Below are 22332 nucleotides of genomic sequence, written 5' to 3'. Positions count from 1 at the left end.
ACGATTTTATCATTAAAATAGGTTAATAATCTACAATAGATTAAACATGACTTGGGAAAGAATAAACAACATAAGTGTTACGTCCCTTGCTCTTGGCTTCATAAAGTGCTTGATCAGCTTGAATGACTAAACCCGTGGGTGATGTGTTTGGATTAGGATATTGACCCGAAATTCCAAAACTCAAGGTGATTTGTCGATAAATAGAAAAATGAGTGTGCAGAAGATGAAGTTGTTCAACTTCAAGCTGTATATTTTTAGTAACTTGTATGGCACCGTCTAGGGGAGTCTCAGGTAGTATAATAACAAATTCTTCACCCCCATAACGGAAAACAGCATCCCCAGGACGTTTAACCGCACGATTAATGGCATGAGCAACTTGTTTCAGACACAAATCTCCGGCGGGATGGCCATAGGTATCATTATAAGTTTTAAAATAGTCTAAATCACATAGAATTAAGGAAATAAATTGTTTGTTTCTAGCCATTTGTCGCCAAGAACGAGGCAACTGGTCATCAAAATAACGACGATTTCCTAAGCCGGTTAAGCTATCAATAAAAGCTAATTTTTGTAATTTAGAATTGGCTTCTTTTAAAGCATCCTCCATTTGCATCCGTTGTTCAACTTCTAATTTTAATTGATAATTTTTTTCAAAGAGGGTCTGATTCTGGGATTTTAATTGGTGATGAAGATGCCGAATCATCAGTTGAGTTTTAACTCGAACAATGACTTCTTCAGGTTGAAACGGTTTTTTGATATAGTCTACTGCTCCTTCTGAAAAACCTCTGACAATATCTTCAGGTTGATCATGAACACTAATCATTAAAATCGGAATACTATCGGTTTTGGGATGCGCTTTAATTCGACGACACAGTTCATAACCATTAATATCAGGAAGTTGAATATCTAATAAGATTAAATCGGGGATTTGAGTTTCAAGAGTTGCTAAGGCAAGTTTACCATTAATCGCTTTTCTAACCCGATAACCTTGTTCCGATAAAATTGCTGCTAAAACTCGCAAATTATCGGGATAATCATCAATAATTAATATCTCACAGGAATTTAAAGGATTTTGATCGTTGTTCATTGCTTAGGGGATTGAATCGGATGAGTTAAATCAATAATTAGATCAAATCTAAAATTTAGCACCCATTCTTTAATCACTTGGGTCAAATCCAAAAATTCTCCTGGAATTTGATCAATTAATTTTAAAACTAAATCATCGCTACATTGAGTAGCTGCATAGTGTAATTCTTGAATGAATGCAGGGGGTAACATCGCCAATTGAGTTGTTAAGGTAGAACTTACTGAAGATGTTGTCATTGTAGGTAATGCACAATTTGAATAAGGTTCTTGATACAAATATTCTACTCCTAAATGTTCGCGAATTTTCTCTAACAAAACTTCTTCTTTAAAAGGTTTACTAATCCAATCATTACATCCCGCACCGGAAATAGATTGTCGATCTTGTTCAAAAACAGAGGCAGTAATCGCTAAAATCGGAATGGCATTTTGCTGCTCTTGGCTGCGAATTTGACGAGCCGTAGCAAACCCATCAAGAATAGGTAATTGCATATCTAAACAAATTAAATCAGGTTGCCAACTTTGCCAAAGTGCTAAAGCTTCTTGACCATCACACGCTTCTTGAACTTCAAAACCAATTTTGCTTAGGATTTTTACTAATAATGAACGGTTATCTGAATCATCGTCTACAATTAAAATACGAGCCGGCTTTTGATCGGGTGCAAGATGAATGATTTGTTGCTGGATATGGGGAGATGATACGGTGGGTTCTGTGTCGATTTTGGCTTGAATTTCAAAGGTGAAAATTGACCCTTGATCTCGAATAGACTCTACTTGAATATCCCCCCCCATTAACTGGACAAAATGACGGCTAATGGGTAAGCCTAATCCTGTTCCTTGGCCTGATTGACGGCCCGCTTCAGTTTGGGAAAAGGCTTCAAATAATAAACAAAGTTCTTCGGGAGAAATCCCAACTCCTGTATCTTTGATTTTAAATTGAATCTGGATTTTGGGATTTTTGGATAAACCTTCTAAGACCGTAGAAAAATTGAACTGAGAGCAAAGTTCGGGATAATCACTATTCACCATACTATTGTGTAATTCAATAGAAGGTTCCTGTCCCGCTTTCTTTTCGGCACTCACACACAATTGAACGCGACCTTTTTCTGTAAATTTAATCGCATTTCCTAACAAATTTGCTAAGACTTGGCGTAATTTTCTTTCATCTGCGATAATATATTGCGGAACCGTAGGGGAAATTTCAAGTTCAAATAATAAGCCTTTACTTTCTGCTTTTAAGTGCAACATATCTTTAATATTATCAAGCAACATTAACAGATCAAATCGAGTTTCCATTAATGTTGTTTTTCCGGCTTCGATTTTAGACAGTTCTAAAACATCATTAATTAAATCCAGTAAATGTTCTCCACTGCGGTTAATAATTTCGATATGTTTGCGTTGTTCTAAGGACATAGAAAAATCTTTTTTTAAGATTTGGGCAAATCCTAAAATCGCATTCAACGGAGTTCGGAGTTCATGGCTCATATTGGCTAAAAATTCACTTTTAGCTGCATTGGCTGACTCTGCCGATTGTTTGGCAATTTTCAATTCTTCTGTTTGCTGTTTAATCTTAGAAAAGAGTTGAGCTTGATGAACCGCTACCCCTAATTGACTGGCAATTTGTACGACCATTTGCATTTCTGTTTGTTCCCATTTGCGAAAATTTGTATTTTGATAGGCGGCTAACAAACCCCATAATTGATTTCCGCAAAAAATGGCAACGGTTAAATAAGATTTAGCTTGAAATCGTTCTAATAAATCAATATAACAAGGACTAAAATGGCTTTTATAAATATTCTCAACACATCGATAACTTACCCCTCGGCTGTAAACTCCCCCTTGGGTTTCCTGTAAGTAAGTATCTTGAACAATAATTTCGGGAATTTGACTTAAGCGTTCAAACACACAATCCGAATTGGAAATAGCAGCTTGATTCATCACTAGATCATAATTTTGGGCTTTGACTAAGGGTATCCAACCCGATTCTACAGATTCAGCAACAAACCTTCCACTCCAGTCGGGATTAAACTGATAAATCACAACCCGATCACACTGTAATACCTTTCTTAATTCTGCGGTTGTGGCGTTAAAAATTGTATTTAAGTTTAAGGTTTGTCGCATTCGTTGAATGACACGAGCGCTGGTTTTTTCCCGTTTAATACTGTCTTGAAGTGCTAATTCTACTCGTCTTCGCTCTTGAATTTCCTGTTCTAATTGAGTTTTTTGTTGTTGTAACTGTTTTTGTTGTTGAACAATGGTGAGTTGATTTTTAACGCGAATAATAACATCTTCAATTTCAAAGGGTTTTGTAATATAGTCTACTCCTCCGACTTCAAATCCCCTAACTTTATCGTTAATTTCTGCTAAAGCACTCAAAAAAATTACAGGAATATCACGGGTTTGGGGAGAAGCTTTTAATTGTTCGCAAACTTCATAACCCGTTAAACCGGGCATCATTACATCCAATAAAATCAGTTCGGGAGGATGGTGATTTACCTGTTCTAATGCTGATTCTCCGTCTAAAGCACTGATCACTTCATATCCAACTTCCGTCAGAAAATGACATAGTAATTCTAAATTTTCCAAAACATCATCAACAATCAGAATTTGGGGAGCCGGGGTTATATTTGCATAGTTCAACATAAGGTTTATGTTTTCCATCTTGATATGGCACGGTTCTGATCTTCTTGGTTTGAGCAAGAGCCTTCATTAACATAATAGGCTGCTGAAGCGATTGCTTCCCAGTTGAAATCAACCGTCGCCTGCTAATTATTGGGATTGAATCAGATCCCTAATGTTTGAGCTTGTTTGGATTACCTCATAATGCCCTCCATTAGTCATCTATCTCTGGAGAGATGAGTTCAGTTGAACACCCGATTGACTACTAATCAAACTCATCTATTAAGGAAGATTCGCTAATGATTTAACTATCAACGTTAAAGTAGCGACTCCGTTGAATTTTTGTCTTCCTTCTAAAGGCTAAAGTTGTTAAAAGAAGAGCTTTGGAAAAAAGTGTGAAGTGCAGAGTGTAATAAAAATATTGTTGATTGATCTAAATGTCTCATGGAGATTCATCTCTCAACCGTTTATCGGGGGTTTGGTGGTCACTCAAACCCCCAACCCACCTAAACTTTAGTCGCTTTGGGTGAACTTAAAACCTCAGTATTGCCCTGAGCGGATTTACCATTGCTGACTCCTTCTCCTTGGCGGGGTTGAATCACACCATAACCACCGTGATGAGAGCGCTTGTAGATCACATTAATTTCTTCAGTCTCGGCATTGCGGAACATATAGAAATCATGATCAATCAATTGAAGCTGTTCTAAAGCTTCATTAATCGTCATTGGAGGCATCGCAAAATATTTTGTGCGAACCACCTCTTGGGGCAATTCAGGAGAACGATTTCCAACCAAGTCTTCCACAACTGGATGTTCGTTAACCACCTCACCCGTTTTGGGTAGATTGTGGGTTTTATCCTGGCGTCTTTCTTTGTACTTCCGCAGTTGGCGAGCAATTTTGTCAGCGACTAGATCAATGCTGGCGTAAAGATTTTCACTACTTTCCTGAGCGCGAATCACAGTTCCGTTGGCATAAATTGTCACTTCTGCGGTTTGTTTTGGATTTATCCGAGGGTTCCGAGCAACTGACAAATGTACATCAACTTCCGTCGTCAATTGTTCAAAATGACTGACAGCTTTTGTAATCTTTTGATGTACATATTCGTGAATTGCAGTCGTAACTTCCAAATTTTTACCCTGGATAACAAGCTTCATAAAGCTCCCTCCCGCTCATAATATGGGCATAATCTCACCTTAACACTAACCCGATACCAAACTTCACCCGTTTAAAATCTTTTTGATCCTGTGACAAAACTTGACTTTTTTAAGTTAAGTTTTGTCAAAAACTGCTTGATTTTTTTCGGAATTTCTTGTAGGGGTTTTCCTTTCTCCTTAGCTGTGTTTTAAGTATTCTTACTTATTATATTAGCAGAAATGGGTTAATCTATACTATAGTTCACTGGTTTTTTTTACGGTTACTGTGCGTCCCCCTTGTCAAATTTATTACTTTAGTTCGGTTCCCTATACCGTGGCTTGGAACTGGCAACACTCTTTGGTTGAAGACCGAAAGCTCAACCCGGCTCTCGATGATGTGTTGATGCTTTTGGAACATCCCCCCGTCTATACCTTGGGGCAGGGGGCTGATCTACAATTTCTCAAGTTTGATCCCCTCAAGAGTCCTGTTGAACTGCATCGGGTGGAACGTGGGGGCGAAGTCACCTATCATTGTCCAGGGCAGTTGGTCGGGTATCCGATTTTAAATCTAAAACGCCATACCCCCGATTTACACTGGTATTTACGACAGTTAGAAGAAGTGTTAATCCAAGTGTTAAGATTTTATGAACTTCCGGGAGAACGAATTCCCGGTTTAACGGGGGTTTGGATCGGGGAAGTTAAGGTTGCCGCCGTCGGCATTAAAGTCAGTCGCTGGATTACCATGCACGGTTTTGCCTTGAATGTATGCCCTGATATGGAAGGGTTTGAAGCGATTGTTCCCTGTGGTATTGCCCATCGACCCGTCGGGAGTTTAGCCCAATTTATTCCCGGTATTACCATCGAACAAATACGCCCCCAAATTGCTGAAACCTTTGCTGAGATCTTTGAAGTAGAGTTGATTCCGCCTCAAGTCGAGTTGATTCCTACGGGAATAATTTAGTTGAGGTTGACAGATTCCTTCAAGTTGACTGGTCAGGGTCGAAAATCATGCTATAATTTAAGCTGGATTAGGTATCGGTAGCCCAGTTTATGCTGGAATCAGGAAAAATTTTTCTGTTTAGTGTAAGTCCTACTCGCTTACCTCCGAATTCCAATCTCTGCACACCACTCGATTTTAAGAGGTAAGTAATGACTATTTACGTTGGTAATCTGTCCTATAGCGTCACAGAACAAGATCTCACAGAAGTCTTTGCTGAGTACGGTAATGTTAAGCAAGTTCAGCTTCCCATTGATCGGGAAACTCAACGCAAACGGGGTTTCGGCTTCGTGGAAATGGAAACAGATGCTCAAGAAGCCAAAGCCATCGAAGAGTTAGATGGTGCTGAATGGATGGATCGCGTCCTGAAAGTGAATAAGGCCCGTCCTCGTGAAGAACGCAAACCCTCCAGAGGAGGCTGGGGCGGCGGCGGTAATTCTAACTATCGCGGTGGTCGTCAGTAAACCGTTTTAATTCTGATTAACCTGCTCTGAAGTCTTCTTCTGACCGGACAGGGAATTTCAACCCTGTCCCGATGCTGTCGGTGATTTTAGGGCAGCTTGTCCAACCCAATCAATTATTCAAGTGGGAGAATATGGAATGAGCCAAGTCGTTCTCGGTGAAACAGAACAATTAGAGTCCGCCCTACGTCGCTTTAAGCGGAAAGTTTCACAAGCTGGCATTTTTGCCGATCTGAAAAAAAATCGTCATTTTGAAACCCCCGGACAAAAACGCAAGCGGAAAGAGGTAGCTCGCCATAAAGAACGTCGTCGCCTTCGTAACCGTAGACAACAATTTCAAAATAGTGACTCCTAAAGGGAAAAACGGACGATACAGTGAGCCGATTTGGTTTGCTGTCCCGACTTCCTCCCTGACGCTTTAGTTTTTTCCTGGCCCGATACTGGGTTCTGGGCTGAGGACACGATTATCCTCCCAGGAGGTTCGTTCTGGGGGGAGAGAATGCCATAGGTGTTCAATGTGGTTCGCTGGCATGGTTAGATATAAAATATCCCCCGGTTGTAGTAAAAAGTTCAACAGTTCCCAACTGTGAATGGTTTGATAAGCGGTTTCAATATATAAAGGAACAAAATCTACTTTTCGGGCTACCTCTTGGACTCGTTTTCCACAAAACGGATGATTGGGAGTAATCAAGGTTCCTAACGCTACCCAAAGACTATCGGCGGTGATTCCACTTCCTAAAATCCGTCCGCCTAATGCCGCCGCCGCAAAGGCTGGAGCCGCAATTTCTGTTGTATTTAAGACCGCTTCAAAATCAAAAACTTGTTGCACCATTAAGGCAAAATGGGAATCATGGGTACGAGTAATCACTCGTAAACGCGGTGCTAATCCCCTCGCACTCAAGGCAATTTCTAAATTTCCTGTATCATCATTGGTAACGGCTAGTAACGCTTCTGCGGCTTCAACATTAACACTTTTAAGGGTATTCGCTAAACTCGCATCTCCTTCAAAAACCGGAATTTTTAACCCTTTGGCTGTGCTCATAAATCGACCGTTGGGATCACGTTCAATCACAACAACTTCATACCCGCGTTGATATAAATGTTGAGCAATATTTAACCCCAATTCTCCTAACCCACAAATAATATAATGATTGCGTTCAGGAACCCGTGTGGCGTTCACATAATCTTTTAACCGAGTCCCTAAAATAAAATCATTCAATAACGCATAACTAATTCCAACTACTCCAGTGCCGATTAACATCATCACGACGGTAAACAGTTTAATCGCCTCCGGGGAATGTTCAACTACTTGTTCATTGCCTCCGGCTCCGGTAATCATTCCCACAGAAAAATACAGAGAATCTACAAAAGAATAACTAGGATCGGCGAAAATATAAGTTAAAGTCGCACCTAATATGGTCAGACATAAAATCAAGCTTACAATCAAAGCAGACTTGGCATATTGTTTAAATTTTTGTAGACCGCGTTTGAATTTTAAAAGTCGATATCCTAGATCTTTTTGAGTTTGACGAGTTTGGGGTTTAAGAGCTACAATTAAGCGATCGCCCACTTGCAGTTGTTGATCAGCCATCACCCCAGAAACCAAATCAATTTGATCTTTAAAGGGTAAATAATAAATTAACATTCGATTGGGTTCAGCCCATAAATCCCTCAAACTTTTTCCCAACCAAGGATGATCTTGATCAATTAACTCTTCATGAATCGGCCAAATTTGATTAAATAATTCCAGTTGTCCAATGGCTTGATTTCCCAAGGACGCAAAGGCAAATACAGGCGCAGCTAAAGCCGAAACACTCATGGTACTGTGATCGGGTAAGGTTTGATTCAGCCGCGTTCCTAAATTAGTATTAAATAAACGATTAATAATCCGAATTTGAGGATTTAAAATTCGCGCTTGCATTAAAATTGCTAAATTAATAGCTTCATCATTTCCCGCTAAAATCAAAGCATGAGCCGTTTTTACCCCAGCCGCTAATAAAGTGGAGGCGGATCGTAAATTTCCCACAATCACATCAGACCCTTCTTGGGGAATCGGTCGGTCACTCATTCCCACCACAATCGCCCCTTGTTGTTTCAAGAGTCTAAAAATTTGATATCCGGTGCGACCTAAGCTACAAACGATGATTCGAGGTTTCATAGGGATAGAAATTCATCAAGACGATCTCAAGCCAACGTTCTCAAAATTTAGCCATCACCCCAAATTATTAACGGTATGGTCACTCTCAGACTGTATCTAACAACACGAACTTTCAGAGAAAAGTAATTTTAATCTTCATCTTCGCTAAAAACGGGCGGCCATAATTCAGCAATGGGTAATTCCCAACCCGGAAACAATTCAGGAATTGTTAAAATATCCTCATTTCCCAGTACAATCGGTTCTTCTGTAGAACGATAAACCGTAACGGTTAACAGATCAGGATCGATCAAAATCGCAACTTGCGATCCTAATTCTAAGAATTTCTTGATTTTCTTTTTGATCGGATTAATGCGATCGCTTTGAGATTTAATTTCTACCACTAAATCCGGCACTAATTCAGCAAAATAACGCACACTTTGTCTGAGACGAGAAGCTCGAACAAAAGCAACATCAGGGGCTTTAAGATTAGTATCAGGAAGAATAAAACCACCAGCAGAGTCAAAGACACGACCTAAACGACGGGGATAAACCCAGTTCCCCAGCAAACGGCTGAAAATCACCCCAATTTCACTGGAGACAATATCTGATGGCCCCATAATCTCAATTTTTCCCTCTACTAATTCTAACTGATAATCTAAACCCGCTTCCGAGAGGCTTTTTTGGACTTGCTCTAAGTCTTTTATCGTCATCAGAGACATGATCACAAGCTCCTATTGAATTTTTTGTTAACTTTGATTCTAACAAAAATTAAGCGTTTAAAGTCCCGTTAACGCATCAGTATTAGGATCAGGTAAAGGTTGTTGTTGAACATCCAGATTAGACCAAGATTTTGAAGATGTTGAAGTTGCTTTCACGGATAAGCGAGAGGTAGGTTGTAACCGTCCTTGATCCTGTAACTTTACCAATTCTTCTTGATAAATTGCCATTAATCGAGCTAAACTTTCAGCAATTTGATCCCAACTTTCATCACTGACAATTTTATCAGCAATCCCTTGAAACAAATCCCCTTGTTTGCTTTTCTTGACAAATTCTTTCAATCGTTTCCCCGATTTTTGTAAAATGGCTTGGTAAACTTCCCCATTCGACCACCAAACACCCGGTTGAGTTAATAACCAGGTTAGGATATATTCTTGGGCGTGTTGTTCCTTAACCCAAGTGGCAAGATACTGTAATTCTTCCATTGGTTCCATCAAGCTGCACTAAAATTTTGTATACTCAATCTTTAAAAAAATCTGACTTAAATTATACACTCAGTAAAATCAACGCTAAGGTAAGAAGATTACTGCACTCAGTAACCCACAATATTACAGTCAATAGAAATCTATGGCACTGCAAAAATTTGGTGTAATTGGTCTAGCCGTCATGGGTGAAAACCTGGCGCTGAACGTCGAGCGCAATGGGTTTCCGATCGCAGTTTATAACCGCACCGGAGCAAAAACCGATGAGTTTATGCAGCAACGGGCGCAAGGAAAAAATGTCAAAGCTGCTTATACCCTGGAAGAATTTGTCCAATCTTTAGAACGCCCACGCCGCATTTTGGTGATGGTGAAAGCCGGGAAACCCGTTGATGCAGTCATTGATCAGCTTAAACCGTTGCTGGATCAAGATGACATGATTATTGATGGGGGTAACTCCCTCTATGAAGACACTGAACGCCGCACAAAGGAACTAGAAGCCACAGGTTTAGGGTTTGTGGGGATGGGAGTTAGTGGTGGCGAAGAAGGTGCCCTCTGGGGGCCAAGCTTGATGCCGGGAGGGACGGAAGCATCCTATAAAGAATTAGAACCGATTTTAACGAAAATTGCTGCCCAGGTGGATGATGGCCCCTGTGTCACCTTTATTGGGCCAGGTGGGGCGGGTCACTACGTTAAAATGGTGCATAACGGCATTGAATATGGGGATATGCAGTTAATTGCAGAGGCCTATGATTTGCTGAAAAATGTAGCGGGGTTGAATGCGGCTCAACTTCATGAAGTCTTTGCAGAATGGAATACCACCGACGAACTCAATTCTTTTTTAATTGAAATTACGGCGGATATTTTCAAAAAAATTGATCCTGAAACGGGTTTACCGTTAGTTGATTTAATTGTCGATGCTGCTGGACAAAAAGGCACCGGACGTTGGACAGTAATGAGTGCGTTAGAGTTAGGAGTTTCTATTCCAACTATTATCGCTGCGGTCAATAGCCGGATTATTTCTTCCTATAAAGATGAACGGGTCGCCGCCTCTGTGGAATTACCGGGGCCAACGGGTGAATATCAAGGAGATATTGCCAGTTTAGTGAATAAAATTCGGGATGCGTTGTATTGTTCTAAAATCTGTTCCTATGCTCAAGGAATGGCGTTATTAAGCGCTGCTTCTAAGGAGTTTGGGTACAATTTAGATCTCGGTGAAATGGCGCGAATTTGGAAAGGAGGCTGTATTATTCGGGCTGGATTTTTGAATAAAATTAAAACAGCCTTTGGCGAAAATCCTGACTTACCGAATTTGTTATTAGCACCGGAATTTAAACAGACGATTTTAGATCGTCAAGAAGCTTGGCGGGAAGTGTTAGTTTTGGCGAATCAATTTGGAATTCCAGTTCCCGCTTTTAGTGCGTCCTTAGACTATTTTGATAGTTATCGACGGGCTACTTTACCTTTGAATTTAACCCAAGCTCAACGGGATTATTTTGGTGCTCATACCTATGAACGCACAGATAAACCCAGAGGTGAATTCTTCCACACCGAATGGACAAAAGACTAAACCTTTAACCCTTCGTAGTGAGGCGTTCACGTATAGCCCTGAAGGGCTTACTACTTGGTAGTGAGGTGTTCACGCCTCAAAGCCCTGAAGGGCTTACTACTTGGTAGTGAGGTGTTCACGCCTCAAAGCCCTGAAGGGCTTACTACTTGGTAGTGAGGCGTTCACGCCTCAAAGCCCTGAAGGGCTTACTACCTCGTAGTGAGGCGTTCACGCCTCAAAGCCCTGAAGGGCTTACTACTTGGTAGTGAGGTGTTCACGCCTCAAAGCCCTGAAGGGCTTACTACTTTAAATTTCACTAATAAAAATTTGATTAACAGTTAGATTTAGTTCAGCAAAAGTCGGAGAAATGAGGCGATCGCTTTCTATAAAAATAACTTCATCATACCATCCTTCAGAAAGCGTAAAAACAGTAATTTTAGATTGTAATGGATCAACGATCCAATATTCAGGAATATTTAAAACAGAATATTCAGCCCGTTTAGCCCGATAGTCAACACTTTTAGTTGAAGTGCTAACAACTTCTACCACTAAAAGCGGGGGTGCTTCATTTAAACGAATAACAGCCTCGCAGTTTTGCAAATTCCGCCACTGTTCTTTAGGAATAATCACAACATCAGGAATGCGAACCGTATCCCAGCGATCACCACGAGGAGATTGAACACCGATCACCATTTGTTTAGATACCCAATCTCGTCCTATTCTAGCAATCTCGTTACGAAACTGAGTATTTAGAAAATCGATAACTTCACCATGTTGTCCAGTTCCTAATGCCATAGAAACCAATTCTCCGTTGACTAATTCATAGAGACTATCTGTGCCGTCATCGTAGTTAAGATACTCTTCTAGGGTAAAGCGTTGGGTTGTAAGAGTCATCTGATTCGTTGTGGTTGGGGATGATTCTATTGTACTATCTTATTTGGTTGATTGTGATAAGATCAATATAGTATTTTAATTCAATGGTCAGATTAGATTTATTTGTCCTTAGTATATTGATTATTAACAATGCGATAGACATAGCGAACAAGTAACCAATTTATAGAAAAATGAACAGTAAATTAATCGATTCCTTAGTGCAATTAATTGATTCTTTAGAGATTGAAGAATATGTCTTATTGCAAGATAAATTGCAAGCGAGAATCATTCAAAAAACAGCAGGAGTCTGTGGTGGTCATGCTTGTATTCGTTATACGAGAATACCTGTATGGACGGTAATTTCTTTACAACAGCAAGGAGCGGATTATCAAGAAATAATCCAAAATTTCCCGATGTTAACTTTAATGGATTTGACCGCAGTACAGGCTTATTATGAAACCCATAAACTAGAAATAGATCGGGCGATCGCTTCCCATCAAGATGATGCGGATATAGAAATGGAAAAAACTGAAAAACTCAGTTTAAAAGATGTGGCTGAAATCATGCGTCCTTACTATGCAGAAAGAAGCGATTTGACTGAATTTGTTGATGTTGATAATAGCGACTTTTACGAGTATCAAGACTAGGGTTAATTAATTAATCAAATAATAGACTGATTAATTCTTCTCGCTCTAACTTTAAGTGATTAGCCACATTTTTTAAAATTGCATTCAATGTACCAACTTTTAAAGGATTATGAGCCGGAATAGTAATGTGATGTTCTCCCTGTTCTTGTGTGGTTAATCGAATATGGCTCCCGGTTTGATGGCTGACTTCATAACCCAAACTTCTGAGGGCTTTTACTAAATCTTGACCTGATAAATCTCTGGGTAATTTCATGAAGCAATTACCTCTTCCTGAACAATATGCAGTCGGATGATCTTAGGACGTAAGGTTTCATCAATAAAATGACAGTGCACAGCATCTTTTATTTCTTGTTTTAAGCTTTCTAAATCATCAGCTTGGGTAATAATTGATTCCCCTAATGCTTGGGCAATATACCCCCCTTCAACATCAGATTCTACTAGGAAAATGATTTCCGTCATGGCTTAAATAACCTTTAGGTACAAGATAATCGTAGTTTCCCTAATTCTATCACTGTTTATAGAAACTCAGAAACCGGGTTTCTTCCGCAATATTTCTGTTATTCAGAAAAAGCGATCGCAGAAACCCGGTTTCTCGGTGCGCTTGTAATTTTTGGGCGATCGCTTCAATTCAAAAACTAACTCAGCCGAGAAACCAAAGCCCTAGAAATCGGGTTTCTGTTTATTTAGGTTTCCATCGGAGAAATGCTCGATTACTCCAGCGCACCTGTAACTGTGAAAGCTGCCCAGTGATAAGGATTAGCAAAAGGGCATTTATTATCACCTATGATTTCTTTCAATTCTCGCATCCATTGGTATGAATTCATCCGATGTCTGCCAGTTATATCTAACTTCTCAGTCCACTCTTGTAATTCAACAACTGTGATATTCTTGAGCCATATTTGAGCTTGAACTAATGCAGATGATATAGTTAAACCTTGAGATAAATTTTGATAAAATTTAATCATTAAAATAGCTGTAGAACAATCACTTGGAACCCATAGACTACCAATTACAGTTTTAGCACCCGCCAATAAAAAAGCTGACTGAAAACTCACATATTCATCAATATAACTGGAAATATCGACTAAAGCTGTTTCACAAGCAGAGAGAGTGACTAAACGACATTGAGAAAGATTGAGTTTGAAAATTTCAGCAATAGTTAAAACTTTTGTAAGATTGAAACGTGGATAGCTATTTCTTAGATTAACCTGACTTTCATCTGAACTTTCTTCTGCATCAGCTAGAATAATTGCAGAATCCCAAGGTGATTGAAAATTAAAAAAACTATGTCCAGAAATATGAAGACAATCAGCAAATGATAGTTGCTTTGAGTTTATCACTGCTTCTTTTGTGGCATTACGACCTCGTAAAACTGTCGAATTAGAAAAATATTGTTGGATATTTTCTACTTCCATGTCAGTAAATACAAGATCTTCTGAAGGATTTTGAATAGCAAATAAGTTAGTAAAATTCGGTCGCACACGATTGGCTGTATCTCTCAAAAGTGGCCAATTGGGTGCATATTGAATCCCTTTAGGAAAAAGTTCTAGTAAAGACTGACTTTCAAGGTATCGTGTGGAAACAGGTAAAGCATGAAGAGGAAAATTATGCAGGTATCTATGAGGAATTAGGCAAAGTCGCTGACAAGTTAACATTTGATTTAAAATTTCATCTAAATGCAATATTTGAGATAGTTCATGTAGAGAATTTTCTAACTTATCTTGCCAATCTTTTTCCCTATAAGCAGAGAAGTATTTTTGGCTAAACTCAAGCAGATTGTTTAGGTCTTCCTTAGATGATCTCCAGACAATAGGCGACTGAGTTTGAGCAGTGATGATAAACGTGACAAATTCATTCTCTAAGATATACCATTCTATAATGGCTGTTTCTTGGTCTAATACTCTTTTAATTTGGCTAAAGCGGGGCATTTCGACTTTAGGGTATGCGTCACGGGTGGCGATAAGTTCGACAAGGTTACGGGCTTTACTACGGTCTGCATATTCAATAGCGCTAGTATAGTTACGCAATTCTAGGCAAACTTCTACTATTTTTGTATAAAGTTTACTCCACTCTTCATTAATTTTTATTCTTGATTCATAACCCGATGAAATTTCACTTCGCAGAGATTCCACTGTATCAATGGCTTGTGCGAAAGTGTTATAGGCGTTTTGAAAACTATATACGTTTTGATAGGCAACTCCTAAATTAAAGAGGGTTGCTGCATGGTTTTGAGGAAAGAAGTTACGAGTATATACTTCTAATGCAGCTTGATAACAAGCGATCGCGTGTTCCAAATTATTAGCCCTGTCACCTTTAATCCGACCAGAATAAGCAGACGCTAAATTATTTTGCACACTTGCCCAATTTTCAGGAAAAGCATTACGGGTATAGATTTCTAATGCTGCTTCATAATGAGCGATTGCCTGTTCCAAATTATCAGCCCTGTCACCTTTAATCCGACCAGAATAAGCAGAAGCTAAATTATTTAGGACACTTGCCCAATTTTCAGGAAAAGCATTACGGGTATAGATTTCTAATGCTGCTTCATAATGAGCGATTGCCTGTTCCAAATTATCAGCCCTGTCACCTTTAATCCGACCAGAATAAGCAGAAGCTAAATTATTTTGCACACTTGCCCAATTTTGGCAAAAGTATTCACGGGTATAGATTTCTAAAGCAGCTTCATAACAAGCGATCGCGTGTTCCAAATTCTCAGTCCTTTCCCCCATAATCCGACCAGAATAAGCAGACCCTAAATTATTTTGCACACTTGCCCAATCTTGGAAAAAGTATTCACGGGTATAGACTTGTAATGCAGCTTGATAACAAGCGATCGCGTTTTCCAAATTATCAGCCCTGTCACCTTTAATCCGATTAGAATAGACAGACCCTAGATTATTTAGGACACTTGCCCAATTTTGAGGAAAAGCAGTACGGGTATAGATTTCTAAAGCAGTTTCATAACAAGCGATCGCGTATTCCAAATTCTCAGCCTTTTCCCCCATAATCCGACCAGAATAAGCAGACGCTAAATTATTTTGAACACTTGCCCAATTTTCAGGAAAAGCAGTACGGGTATAGATTTCTAAAGCAGCGTAATAAGAAGCGATCGCGTTTTCCAAGTTCTCAGCCTTTTCCCCCATAATCCGACCAGAATAAGCAGACGCTAAATTATTTTGCACACTTGCCCAATTTTCAGGAAAAGCAGTACGGGTATAGACTGTTAATACTCTTTTATAACAAGCGATCGCGTATTCCAAATTCTCAGCCTTTTCTCCTCGAATCCGACTAGAGTAGACAGTTCCCAAATTCATTTGAGTAGCTGCCCAATCTTCAGGAAATGTATGACGGGTATGAACTTCTAAAGCAGATTGATAACCAAAGATTGCGTGTTCCAAATTTTCAGCCCTTTCTCCTTTGATGCGATCACTGAAAACAGCCCCTAAATTGTTTTGGAGATTAGCCCATAATAGGGGATAGGTTGAGCGTTCAAACACCGTTAATCCTATATAATAGCCACCAATTGCAATCTCTAAGTTATCTGCTCTATTTCCTAATGGAAACTGCTGAATTGAGTTACTCAAGTTTCCAATAGCTGCTGCAATAGCTTGTGCAGTTTCTTGCTCAACATTTAGTAAATTTGCTCTTGCCCAAGAATCCATAGCTTGAGCAAATTGGTCATTTAGCTTATCAATATTCTGACTCAAAATAGGATAAACAACTTGAGGATCGCTGTTGCTATCGACTATGGCTTGCAATAATTCCAGCAATAATTCTAAATAGGGTGATGTTTCAACAACATTTTCTAAAACTTCTGCCGATAAATCTTGCAACCAGTGGGCAATATCTTCATTCCCTTCACTGGACATGATTGTAGCAAGCTGCTTGATCGTTTGTACAAAATTTTCATTGATTAAATGCTGATTATTTTGCAAAATAGTTCTAACAACTTGACTTTGACCCCGAACATCTAACAATGATTGTATTAACTGTATTTCCTCAGTTGGGGGGTCATTCGCATCAACTAAAATCTGATCATCAAGTGAATCAGCAAATTTCGCATACTCCCCACCCAAACGTCTTAAAACTTGAGCCGTAACTGTTGCAAAATAGCCAATTTGATCAGCCGTCTCACTATCTTTAACAGGTTCTTCATGCTTCAAAACCGCCGCAAAATCCACCACCGATAAACCCAGTTTTTTCGCCACATAGTTCGATACCTTATCAATTACAGTCAACACATAATCAGAAGGCACAGAATCAAGCAATAACTCCCGTACTCCCTCCATAAACCCATATTGAACATAATCAGGATTCGTTTCCGCATTAATTTCAGATAACGGCTTTAATAATCCCCCTAAAAACACCTCAGCTACATTAACTTGTAGAGAATCTTTTAAAAAAGTTTCCTGAATTAATCGTACAATCGGTAAAGTAATCACAGGAGCAGACGCTAATAATCCTGCTAATTTTCGCGCCATTGGTGAAGCAGTCACCCGAAACCCTTGCACGCGATATTCTGCACTGAAATCAGGTGCTAAATTCAATAACTCACTTTCGTTTTTAACAGAAATCGTACCTAATTTAAACACATATCCCGATACCCAAATACTCCCCTTTCCTGCCAACATTTGCGCCCAATTTCCAGCTTTATCGGGTTCTAAAGTAAATACAGGAACTTTCACACCCCCATCTAATTCATCCCATAAAGACACTTTCTGAGCAATTAAATTCTGATTAAATACCCCTGGGTTTAATCCCTGCAATTTCACTTCTGAAGCTTTCCCTAACGCCGTTCTTTTCCACATCCATTTAGGCAACATTTGAAGTATTGCCATTGACCCTTGTTTTGCCCATAATTCTAATACAGGTGTTACCTTTCCATTCCGCCATAAAGATGACACACAATCACTGACAACTAACACTAAATGTCGCCCACTGGGGTCTATTAATTCTTTAGGACTCCGGGGAGATTGATTCTTTGTTGTAGCACCAATACCCCGACGAATTTGTATTTGTTGATTGTCATTAGTCATCAGTCCCCAAACTCGTACATCTCGAAAAATTCCATAATTTTTTAACAGTTTTTCTAACTCTTTAATTGTCTGTCTCCAAATCTGCATAGAAATAGATTCATCAATCACTAATTCTAAATCTAACCAAGGTTCTAATGTGGGTCTTAATACAGGTATCCAAATCCCTTTTTCCGCAATTTGTTCAGTCGTCGCAACTTCATCTAAAACCCATTTTTGACCGGAAGCAACCCGACGCATTAAAGGTTTAAATGCCCGTGCTAATATTAACGGTTCCCGCAGAGAAGAAGCATCAGGAACCTTTAAAGATAAACCCGAAGTTTTTGAGGTTTGTTGTTGATTTCGGGGGTAGATACCTGCTTTTTGTTCCTCTGGTGACTGATTTTTTACTGTTTCTGGATGATCTAACTCCCTGCTTTTTAAAGGGGGCTGGGGGGGATCACTCTCTTTTAATGATTGTTGCTCTAACTCTCCGCTTTTTAAGGGGGGTTGGGTGGGAACAATATCTTCAGAAGAAAATTGATCAATTTGCAGTGCTAACCAAATTGTATCCGCTATTTCTTCGGCTGACAATTCCAGTTCTTGACTCAACGCAGTAATTAATTGATTAATCATCTGTCCTCCGCACTGCTTAAGTATTTCATTAACACATCAATTAGATCATTTTCTTCTGCTGCTTCGGGTTTAAATTCACGAGTCACCATATAAATTGCATTCAAAAGTTGATCTGTAGCAATATCTCCTCCTTCTCGTAATTCTATAAACTTTTTAATTAAATTCTCTATTTTTGTTCTATCTTGCGTTAATTTATCTTTCTCTAAATGGGCTTCAACAATTTCCATTAACGCAGTTGCATCAGGATCATAAGGCATATTTAACCTTAAACACCGCCTGAGAAATGCGGGAGGAAAATCTCGTTCACCGTTATTCGTTAAAATAATAAAGGGGAAATTTAGACAACGAACTTTTCCATCTTTTATGGGTACGTCTATCCCATCATAGGTTCTAACTTCTACTTGATTTATTTCTTGAGAAATTCGAGCTAATTCGGGGATTTCAAATTCTCCCTCTTCAAATAAATTCAGTAAATCATTGGGTAAATTAATATCACTTTTGTCGATTTCATCAATTAATAATACACGGGGACGAGGGGAAGGAAGCAACGCTGTTCCTAATGGCCCTAATTGAATATAGCGACCGATATCTTTACTTTTATCGCCCATTTGTACATCTTGAAGACGAGCGATCGCATCATAACGATATAATCCTTCTTGTAATGTTGAACGGGCGGTAATATACCAAGGTAAAACTGTCCCTAATTTTAATTCATAAGCCACCGCATAAGCTAAAGAGGTTTTACCTGTCCCCGGTTTTCCAGTTACTAATAAAGGTCGTCTTAAATATAAAGCCGCATTGACCATATTAATCACACTATTGCGGTCATTATTGTTATCAGTTTGAATCCGAAAACTTTGACCCCGTTGTTCATCCCTAGTATTTTTTTCTAAACCCTGACAAAACTTTAGCCAACGTTGTTCAATTTCTTTAACAATTGCTTCATCTACCCCCGTAAATTTACGCCAACTGGGGGGAGGTGGAAGGCGGTTAATATCATCATGGGGTTGACTATTTCCTTTAAATATTTTCCAGTTATTCATCGTTTTTATTTAAAGATTTGCTATATTGATGAATTATACACCGAGGAGGCTAATTTTTGGCAGGAGGAAACTGGCAAGTTATATTCCATCCCTTAATGTTTGCTGCAAATTCCCCCCTGTAGAGACGTTGCATGCAACGTCTCTACAGGGGGGTTAGGGGGAATCATCTGTAGCATCTATAATGGGATTTCATATTATAAGAATTATGAAGACACAAGTATTATTGATTAAAAAAATTGAGCGATTTGACTTAGCTAAAAATAAACTAGATGGGTTAGAAGTTGTGGTTTTATTAGGAGATAGCCAAAAAACCTTTACTTTTACGGTAAAAAAGGCAAAAATTGGCGATCGTGAGTTGACTAGCTTTAGTGAAGATGAGCAGTTTTCTCAAACCTTTCAGTTTAATGATCATATTGGGATTGAAATTACGAATTTAGTTAAAAAGGTGGCTCATGGAGAAACTCTAAATTTCCCGATTTCTGTGAGTGATTTTGGTACACCCGAAGAAGCGTTAGCCATACAAAAGTCTTTTGAAAGGGTATATAATGCCCAGACTATCTATGAAAAAATGGGATAAATCTTATTATTGTCCAGGTGGCATCAATTGTACCATAACATCAGGTGTAAGACGATAGGGATTTTCCCACATTAGAGCTAAATGAAACCCTAAATGTTGCTCATTTTCTTCAGCGTTAGCTTCCGCCCTAACTTTCTGAACAGATTCACACAAACGACTTAAGGTATTTAAGGTTAAAATCCTCTCTATTTCTGCTGCTAAATCGCAATTTTTAAGATTGCATCTTGTCCAAATTGCTATAGGTGTTGTAGCTTGTAAAATTGCTAGAAACAAATCCTTTCTTTTGGCTTGAGCTTGAGGAGGAGCGCAAGTTAACTTAAGTCCTATTTTTTCATTTAAGCTGAGGCTTAATTTTTTCCAATTATTAAAACTTTCTATTTCTTGAAGATGTTCAAATAATTCTGGGGTTGGTTTTTGCTCTAAAACATTTCTAACTTTATCCCAATTTTTGCGCCAATTAGATTGATAAGTCTTTAAATAGCCAGACTCCTGACGTTCTAGTGATCTTAATCTGATTGGATACCTAAATCCTACAGGTATTTCTTTAACTAATGGATCATTGATTTTCCAGCGATCTACTTCTTGACATATTAAATCAATCGGTAAGAGAAATTCAATGGTTAAGTTATATTTTTTCCCTTCTAAATATTCCTCACATTTTCTGATTAATTTGTCTAAATGTTCTGGAATTTTATCTGATTTACATTTAATTTCCGGTTGTCTTTGATTCTCATCATCAATAAGAGGTAAAAACCGATAGGGGTTATTATCTAATGGTACTGAGTCATCCATAATTAACCAAGCATTCAGTAAAAATTCTTTAGAATTATCCTCAGCAGGTTTAAGGGTAACAATTAAATAGGATTCTAGGAGTTTATCACTGCTAACAAGTAGCATTTCTTCGATTTTTAAATCACTCAATTTACTCCGAATTTCTTCGGGTACATTTTCATCTTGAATCAGATGATTCAAAAACTGAGGTAATCTTTTAAATCCTGCAAGTATTTGTAATATTTGTTTAATATTATTGCTTTCCAAGCTCCACAATTTTAAATCGGATTTTAAAACGGAAGGTAAAGAGTTTTGATATGCCTTTCTAATAGTCTGATCAAGATTTTTATCTTTTACAAGAGAACAAAACCAAGCTAAATCAAAATTATTAATAGATTGAGAAATATCTTTTCCTACTAACAAAGATGTAAGGGATTGATTAAATCCTTTCCAACTAACAGGTTTTACGGTCGGATTTTGACAAATAACAGGCAACCAAGACGCACAAGGATATTGGTTTTCTAATCCCTGTAATTGTTCCCGTGCTTCCCTCACCGCAATATATAAAGATTTGCCACTAGAAAAGGCTTCGAGAAAATATTCCAGAAATTTTTGCGCGACTAAATCGGGAATAGGTTCTCGCATTACAATTATTTGGGGGATGTGTAATTCTGCCAAATCCCGTGCAAGTCCTAACCCATCACAGGAGTTAAAAATCGCTAACTGTAACCCCCGTTCAATTGCTTTTTTTAGAGCTAACTTTAAATCGCGTATGGTTACATTATTATTATGGGTGAGCTTCATTTCTCCGGTAGTTGCATCGGGGTTACTCCAACTATGTCCCGCAAAAAATAAAATATCCCATCCGTTTTTATCCCAAAGTTTTTGATTAAATTCTTGTCGGGTCGGTTCTTCTAAAAATACTATTTCAGCATCATTCGATAAATTCTCCCAACACTGTTGATCTGGATTAGTATCAATCACAATACTTGTGTTAGGATGAGAACACTCGCCTAAAATCCCTAATACCCTGACTTTGGGTTTAGGTTGCACTTCTTGAGAGGGGAGATCATTGTTGGGTAAACTAATCGCAACTTCAGCTTTAGTGTAACCCTCAAACCAATTCCACTGACACCAAGGTAGTCGTCGCAATATCGGATCTTCCGTCTGAATAATCATCTGCACAGTATCATTTTCATCCAACTTGTGTAGTAACTTGTCTTTAATAGTGCGAAATGTTTCTGAGTTGAGCCAATTATTTAATGCGTTAATTAAATCTTCAGATTTTTGATTGATTGTCTGTATTATAAAATACTTGTAATAGCGGGGATACTCCGACTGCCACTCACTATATAATACAGGAAGTTGGGGTTCTGGAGGCAGTTTTCCGTCCCAACTAGGGGAAAAGTGATCGCCTTGTTTCCCAATATATAATGTTACTGGAAACCCCTGTTGAAAGTCGCCGTCCCCAATTTTGATGATGACTAACTTTTCCATCCCTACAGCCTTGTCTAGTTAATATTTGAGTCAGGCGATCGCATTGATTCTAGTTTAATCAATAATCTCGATAGTTGACCTTTAATTATTATAATCCAATGGGA

The 22332-nt window shown here is 38.7% G+C and carries 18 protein-coding genes; 6 read left to right on the top strand and 12 right to left on the bottom strand.

The annotated features are described in order from the left end of the window. Positions 1 to 40 precede the first annotated feature (40 nt). The 3 genes from H6G57_RS22940 to hpf form a co-directional block, all read right to left on the bottom strand. Positions 41 to 1084 carry a diguanylate cyclase domain-containing protein gene (locus H6G57_RS22940; protein ID WP_190522841.1) on the bottom strand — a complete coding sequence of 348 codons (1044 nt, stop codon included), beginning with the start codon at positions 1082 to 1084 and terminating at the stop codon, positions 41 to 43. Continuing rightward, positions 1081 to 3723, bottom strand: a complete 2643-nt coding sequence (locus H6G57_RS22935; RefSeq protein ID WP_190522832.1) for a response regulator — start codon at positions 3721 to 3723, stop codon at positions 1081 to 1083. The genes H6G57_RS22940 and H6G57_RS22935 overlap by 4 nt, the downstream gene beginning before the upstream one ends. 482 nt (positions 3724 to 4205) lie before the next feature. Then, on the bottom strand, positions 4206 to 4853 hold the full coding sequence (gene hpf, locus H6G57_RS22930; protein ID WP_190522831.1) for a ribosome hibernation-promoting factor, HPF/YfiA family: 648 nt from the start codon (positions 4851 to 4853) through the stop codon (positions 4206 to 4208). Between the two features lie 265 nt (positions 4854 to 5118). Here hpf and lipB point away from each other — a divergent pair, with 265 nt between their 5' ends. The 3 genes from lipB to rpsU all read left to right on the top strand — a co-directional run bounded on the left by lipB (position 5119) and on the right by rpsU (position 6645). Next, positions 5119 to 5793 (top strand): lipoyl(octanoyl) transferase LipB, encoded by a 675-nt coding sequence (gene lipB, locus H6G57_RS22925; protein ID WP_309236018.1) that lies wholly within the window; start codon positions 5119 to 5121, stop codon positions 5791 to 5793. 188 nt (positions 5794 to 5981) lie between these two features. Beyond that, on the top strand, positions 5982 to 6293 hold the full coding sequence (locus H6G57_RS22920) for an RNA-binding protein (RefSeq protein WP_072720559.1): 312 nt from the start codon (positions 5982 to 5984) through the stop codon (positions 6291 to 6293). Between the two features lie 136 nt (positions 6294 to 6429). Beyond that, positions 6430 to 6645 carry a 30S ribosomal protein S21 gene (gene rpsU / locus H6G57_RS22915; protein WP_072720560.1) on the top strand — a complete coding sequence of 72 codons (216 nt, stop codon included), beginning with the start codon at positions 6430 to 6432 and terminating at the stop codon, positions 6643 to 6645. Between the two features lie 63 nt (positions 6646 to 6708). On the opposite strand, the gene H6G57_RS22910 is transcribed toward rpsU, so the two are convergent. The 3 genes from H6G57_RS22910 to H6G57_RS22900 all read right to left on the bottom strand — a co-directional run bounded on the left by H6G57_RS22910 (position 6709) and on the right by H6G57_RS22900 (position 9629). Further along, positions 6709 to 8448, bottom strand: a complete 1740-nt coding sequence (locus H6G57_RS22910; RefSeq protein ID WP_190522829.1) for a TrkA family potassium uptake protein — start codon at positions 8446 to 8448, stop codon at positions 6709 to 6711. Positions 8449 to 8576: 128 nt separating this feature from the next. Then, positions 8577 to 9146, bottom strand: coding sequence for a Uma2 family endonuclease (locus H6G57_RS22905; RefSeq protein ID WP_190522827.1), 570 nt, complete (start codon positions 9144 to 9146; stop codon positions 8577 to 8579). 57 nt (positions 9147 to 9203) lie between these two features. Then, positions 9204 to 9629, bottom strand: coding sequence for a hypothetical protein (locus tag H6G57_RS22900; protein ID WP_190522825.1), 426 nt, complete (start codon positions 9627 to 9629; stop codon positions 9204 to 9206). Between the two features lie 142 nt (positions 9630 to 9771). Here H6G57_RS22900 and gnd point away from each other — a divergent pair, with 142 nt between their 5' ends. Next, positions 9772 to 11193, top strand: a complete 1422-nt coding sequence (gene gnd / locus H6G57_RS22895; RefSeq protein ID WP_190522823.1) for a decarboxylating NADP(+)-dependent phosphogluconate dehydrogenase — start codon at positions 9772 to 9774, stop codon at positions 11191 to 11193. A gap of 285 nt (positions 11194 to 11478) precedes the next feature. Here gnd and H6G57_RS22890 read toward each other — a convergent pair whose 3' ends face one another. Beyond that, entirely contained in the window at positions 11479 to 12066 is a 588-nt protein-coding gene (locus H6G57_RS22890) for a Uma2 family endonuclease (protein WP_190522821.1), read from the bottom strand. A gap of 170 nt (positions 12067 to 12236) precedes the next feature. On the opposite strand from H6G57_RS22890, the gene H6G57_RS22885 reads away from it, so the two are divergent. Then, entirely contained in the window at positions 12237 to 12692 is a 456-nt protein-coding gene (locus H6G57_RS22885) for a DUF433 domain-containing protein (RefSeq protein ID WP_190522820.1), read from the top strand. Positions 12693 to 12702: 10 nt separating this feature from the next. Here the strand turns inward: H6G57_RS22885 and H6G57_RS22880 are convergent, their stop codons facing one another. The 4 genes from H6G57_RS22880 to H6G57_RS22865 all read right to left on the bottom strand — a co-directional run bounded on the left by H6G57_RS22880 (position 12703) and on the right by H6G57_RS22865 (position 19383). Then, positions 12703 to 12945, bottom strand: coding sequence for a type II toxin-antitoxin system HicA family toxin (locus tag H6G57_RS22880; RefSeq protein WP_190522818.1), 243 nt, complete (start codon positions 12943 to 12945; stop codon positions 12703 to 12705). Next, complete coding sequence (locus H6G57_RS22875) at positions 12942 to 13151, bottom strand: 2-oxoisovalerate dehydrogenase E1 subunit beta (protein WP_190522816.1); 210 nt, start codon at positions 13149 to 13151, stop codon at positions 12942 to 12944. Before H6G57_RS22875 ends, H6G57_RS22880 begins: the two co-directional genes overlap by 4 nt. 251 nt (positions 13152 to 13402) lie before the next feature. Further along, positions 13403 to 18340, bottom strand: a complete 4938-nt coding sequence (locus tag H6G57_RS29190; protein WP_242049065.1) for an SAV_2336 N-terminal domain-related protein — start codon at positions 18338 to 18340, stop codon at positions 13403 to 13405. After that, positions 18337 to 19383: a MoxR family ATPase gene (locus H6G57_RS22865; protein WP_190522814.1), complete on the bottom strand. Its 1047-nt coding sequence runs from the start codon at positions 19381 to 19383 to the stop codon at positions 18337 to 18339. The genes H6G57_RS29190 and H6G57_RS22865 overlap by 4 nt, the downstream gene beginning before the upstream one ends. A gap of 205 nt (positions 19384 to 19588) precedes the next feature. On the opposite strand from H6G57_RS22865, the gene H6G57_RS22860 reads away from it, so the two are divergent. Beyond that, a complete protein-coding gene (locus H6G57_RS22860; protein ID WP_190522812.1) occupies positions 19589 to 19960 on the top strand; it encodes a hypothetical protein in 372 nt (123 codons plus the stop codon). A gap of 6 nt (positions 19961 to 19966) precedes the next feature. Here H6G57_RS22860 and H6G57_RS22855 read toward each other — a convergent pair whose 3' ends face one another. Beyond that, complete coding sequence (locus tag H6G57_RS22855) at positions 19967 to 22228, bottom strand: CHAT domain-containing protein (protein WP_190522810.1); 2262 nt, start codon at positions 22226 to 22228, stop codon at positions 19967 to 19969. Positions 22229 to 22332 lie beyond the last annotated feature (104 nt).

Source organism: Planktothrix sp. FACHB-1365 (genome assembly GCF_014697575.1).
GTDB lineage: Bacteria > Cyanobacteriota > Cyanobacteriia > Cyanobacteriales > Microcoleaceae > Planktothrix.
Note: the sequence above shows the minus strand (reverse complement) of the source record. Positions and strands in the feature narration are given on the sequence as shown.

Bases quoted from the DNA above. Each gene is read 5' to 3' on its own strand.
- H6G57_RS22880 (WP_190522818.1), bottom strand. From the start codon at position 12,945: ATGAAATTACCCAGAGATTTATCAGGTCAAGATTTAGTAAAAGCCCTC.
- gnd (WP_190522823.1), top strand. From the start codon at position 9,772: ATGGCACTGCAAAAATTTGGTGTAATTGGTCTAGCCGTCATGGGTGAA.
- H6G57_RS22905 (WP_190522827.1), bottom strand. From the start codon at position 9,146: ATGTCTCTGATGACGATAAAAGACTTAGAGCAAGTCCAAAAAAGCCTC.
- H6G57_RS22865 (WP_190522814.1), bottom strand. From the start codon at position 19,383: ATGAATAACTGGAAAATATTTAAAGGAAATAGTCAACCCCATGATGAT.
- H6G57_RS22910 (WP_190522829.1), bottom strand. From the start codon at position 8,448: ATGAAACCTCGAATCATCGTTTGTAGCTTAGGTCGCACCGGATATCAA.
- H6G57_RS22890 (WP_190522821.1), bottom strand. From the start codon at position 12,066: ATGACTCTTACAACCCAACGCTTTACCCTAGAAGAGTATCTTAACTAC.
- H6G57_RS22875 (WP_190522816.1), bottom strand. From the start codon at position 13,151: ATGACGGAAATCATTTTCCTAGTAGAATCTGATGTTGAAGGGGGGTAT.
- rpsU (WP_072720560.1), top strand. From the start codon at position 6,430: ATGAGCCAAGTCGTTCTCGGTGAAACAGAACAATTAGAGTCCGCCCTA.
- H6G57_RS22885 (WP_190522820.1), top strand. From the start codon at position 12,237: ATGAACAGTAAATTAATCGATTCCTTAGTGCAATTAATTGATTCTTTA.
- H6G57_RS22920 (WP_072720559.1), top strand. From the start codon at position 5,982: ATGACTATTTACGTTGGTAATCTGTCCTATAGCGTCACAGAACAAGAT.
- H6G57_RS22855 (WP_190522810.1), bottom strand. From the start codon at position 22,228: ATGGAAAAGTTAGTCATCATCAAAATTGGGGACGGCGACTTTCAACAG.
- H6G57_RS22940 (WP_190522841.1), bottom strand. From the start codon at position 1,084: ATGAACAACGATCAAAATCCTTTAAATTCCTGTGAGATATTAATTATT.
- H6G57_RS22900 (WP_190522825.1), bottom strand. From the start codon at position 9,629: ATGGAAGAATTACAGTATCTTGCCACTTGGGTTAAGGAACAACACGCC.
- hpf (WP_190522831.1), bottom strand. From the start codon at position 4,853: ATGAAGCTTGTTATCCAGGGTAAAAATTTGGAAGTTACGACTGCAATT.
- H6G57_RS29190 (WP_242049065.1), bottom strand. From the start codon at position 18,340: ATGATTAATCAATTAATTACTGCGTTGAGTCAAGAACTGGAATTGTCA.
- H6G57_RS22860 (WP_190522812.1), top strand. From the start codon at position 19,589: ATGAAGACACAAGTATTATTGATTAAAAAAATTGAGCGATTTGACTTA.
- H6G57_RS22935 (WP_190522832.1), bottom strand. From the start codon at position 3,723: ATGTTGAACTATGCAAATATAACCCCGGCTCCCCAAATTCTGATTGTT.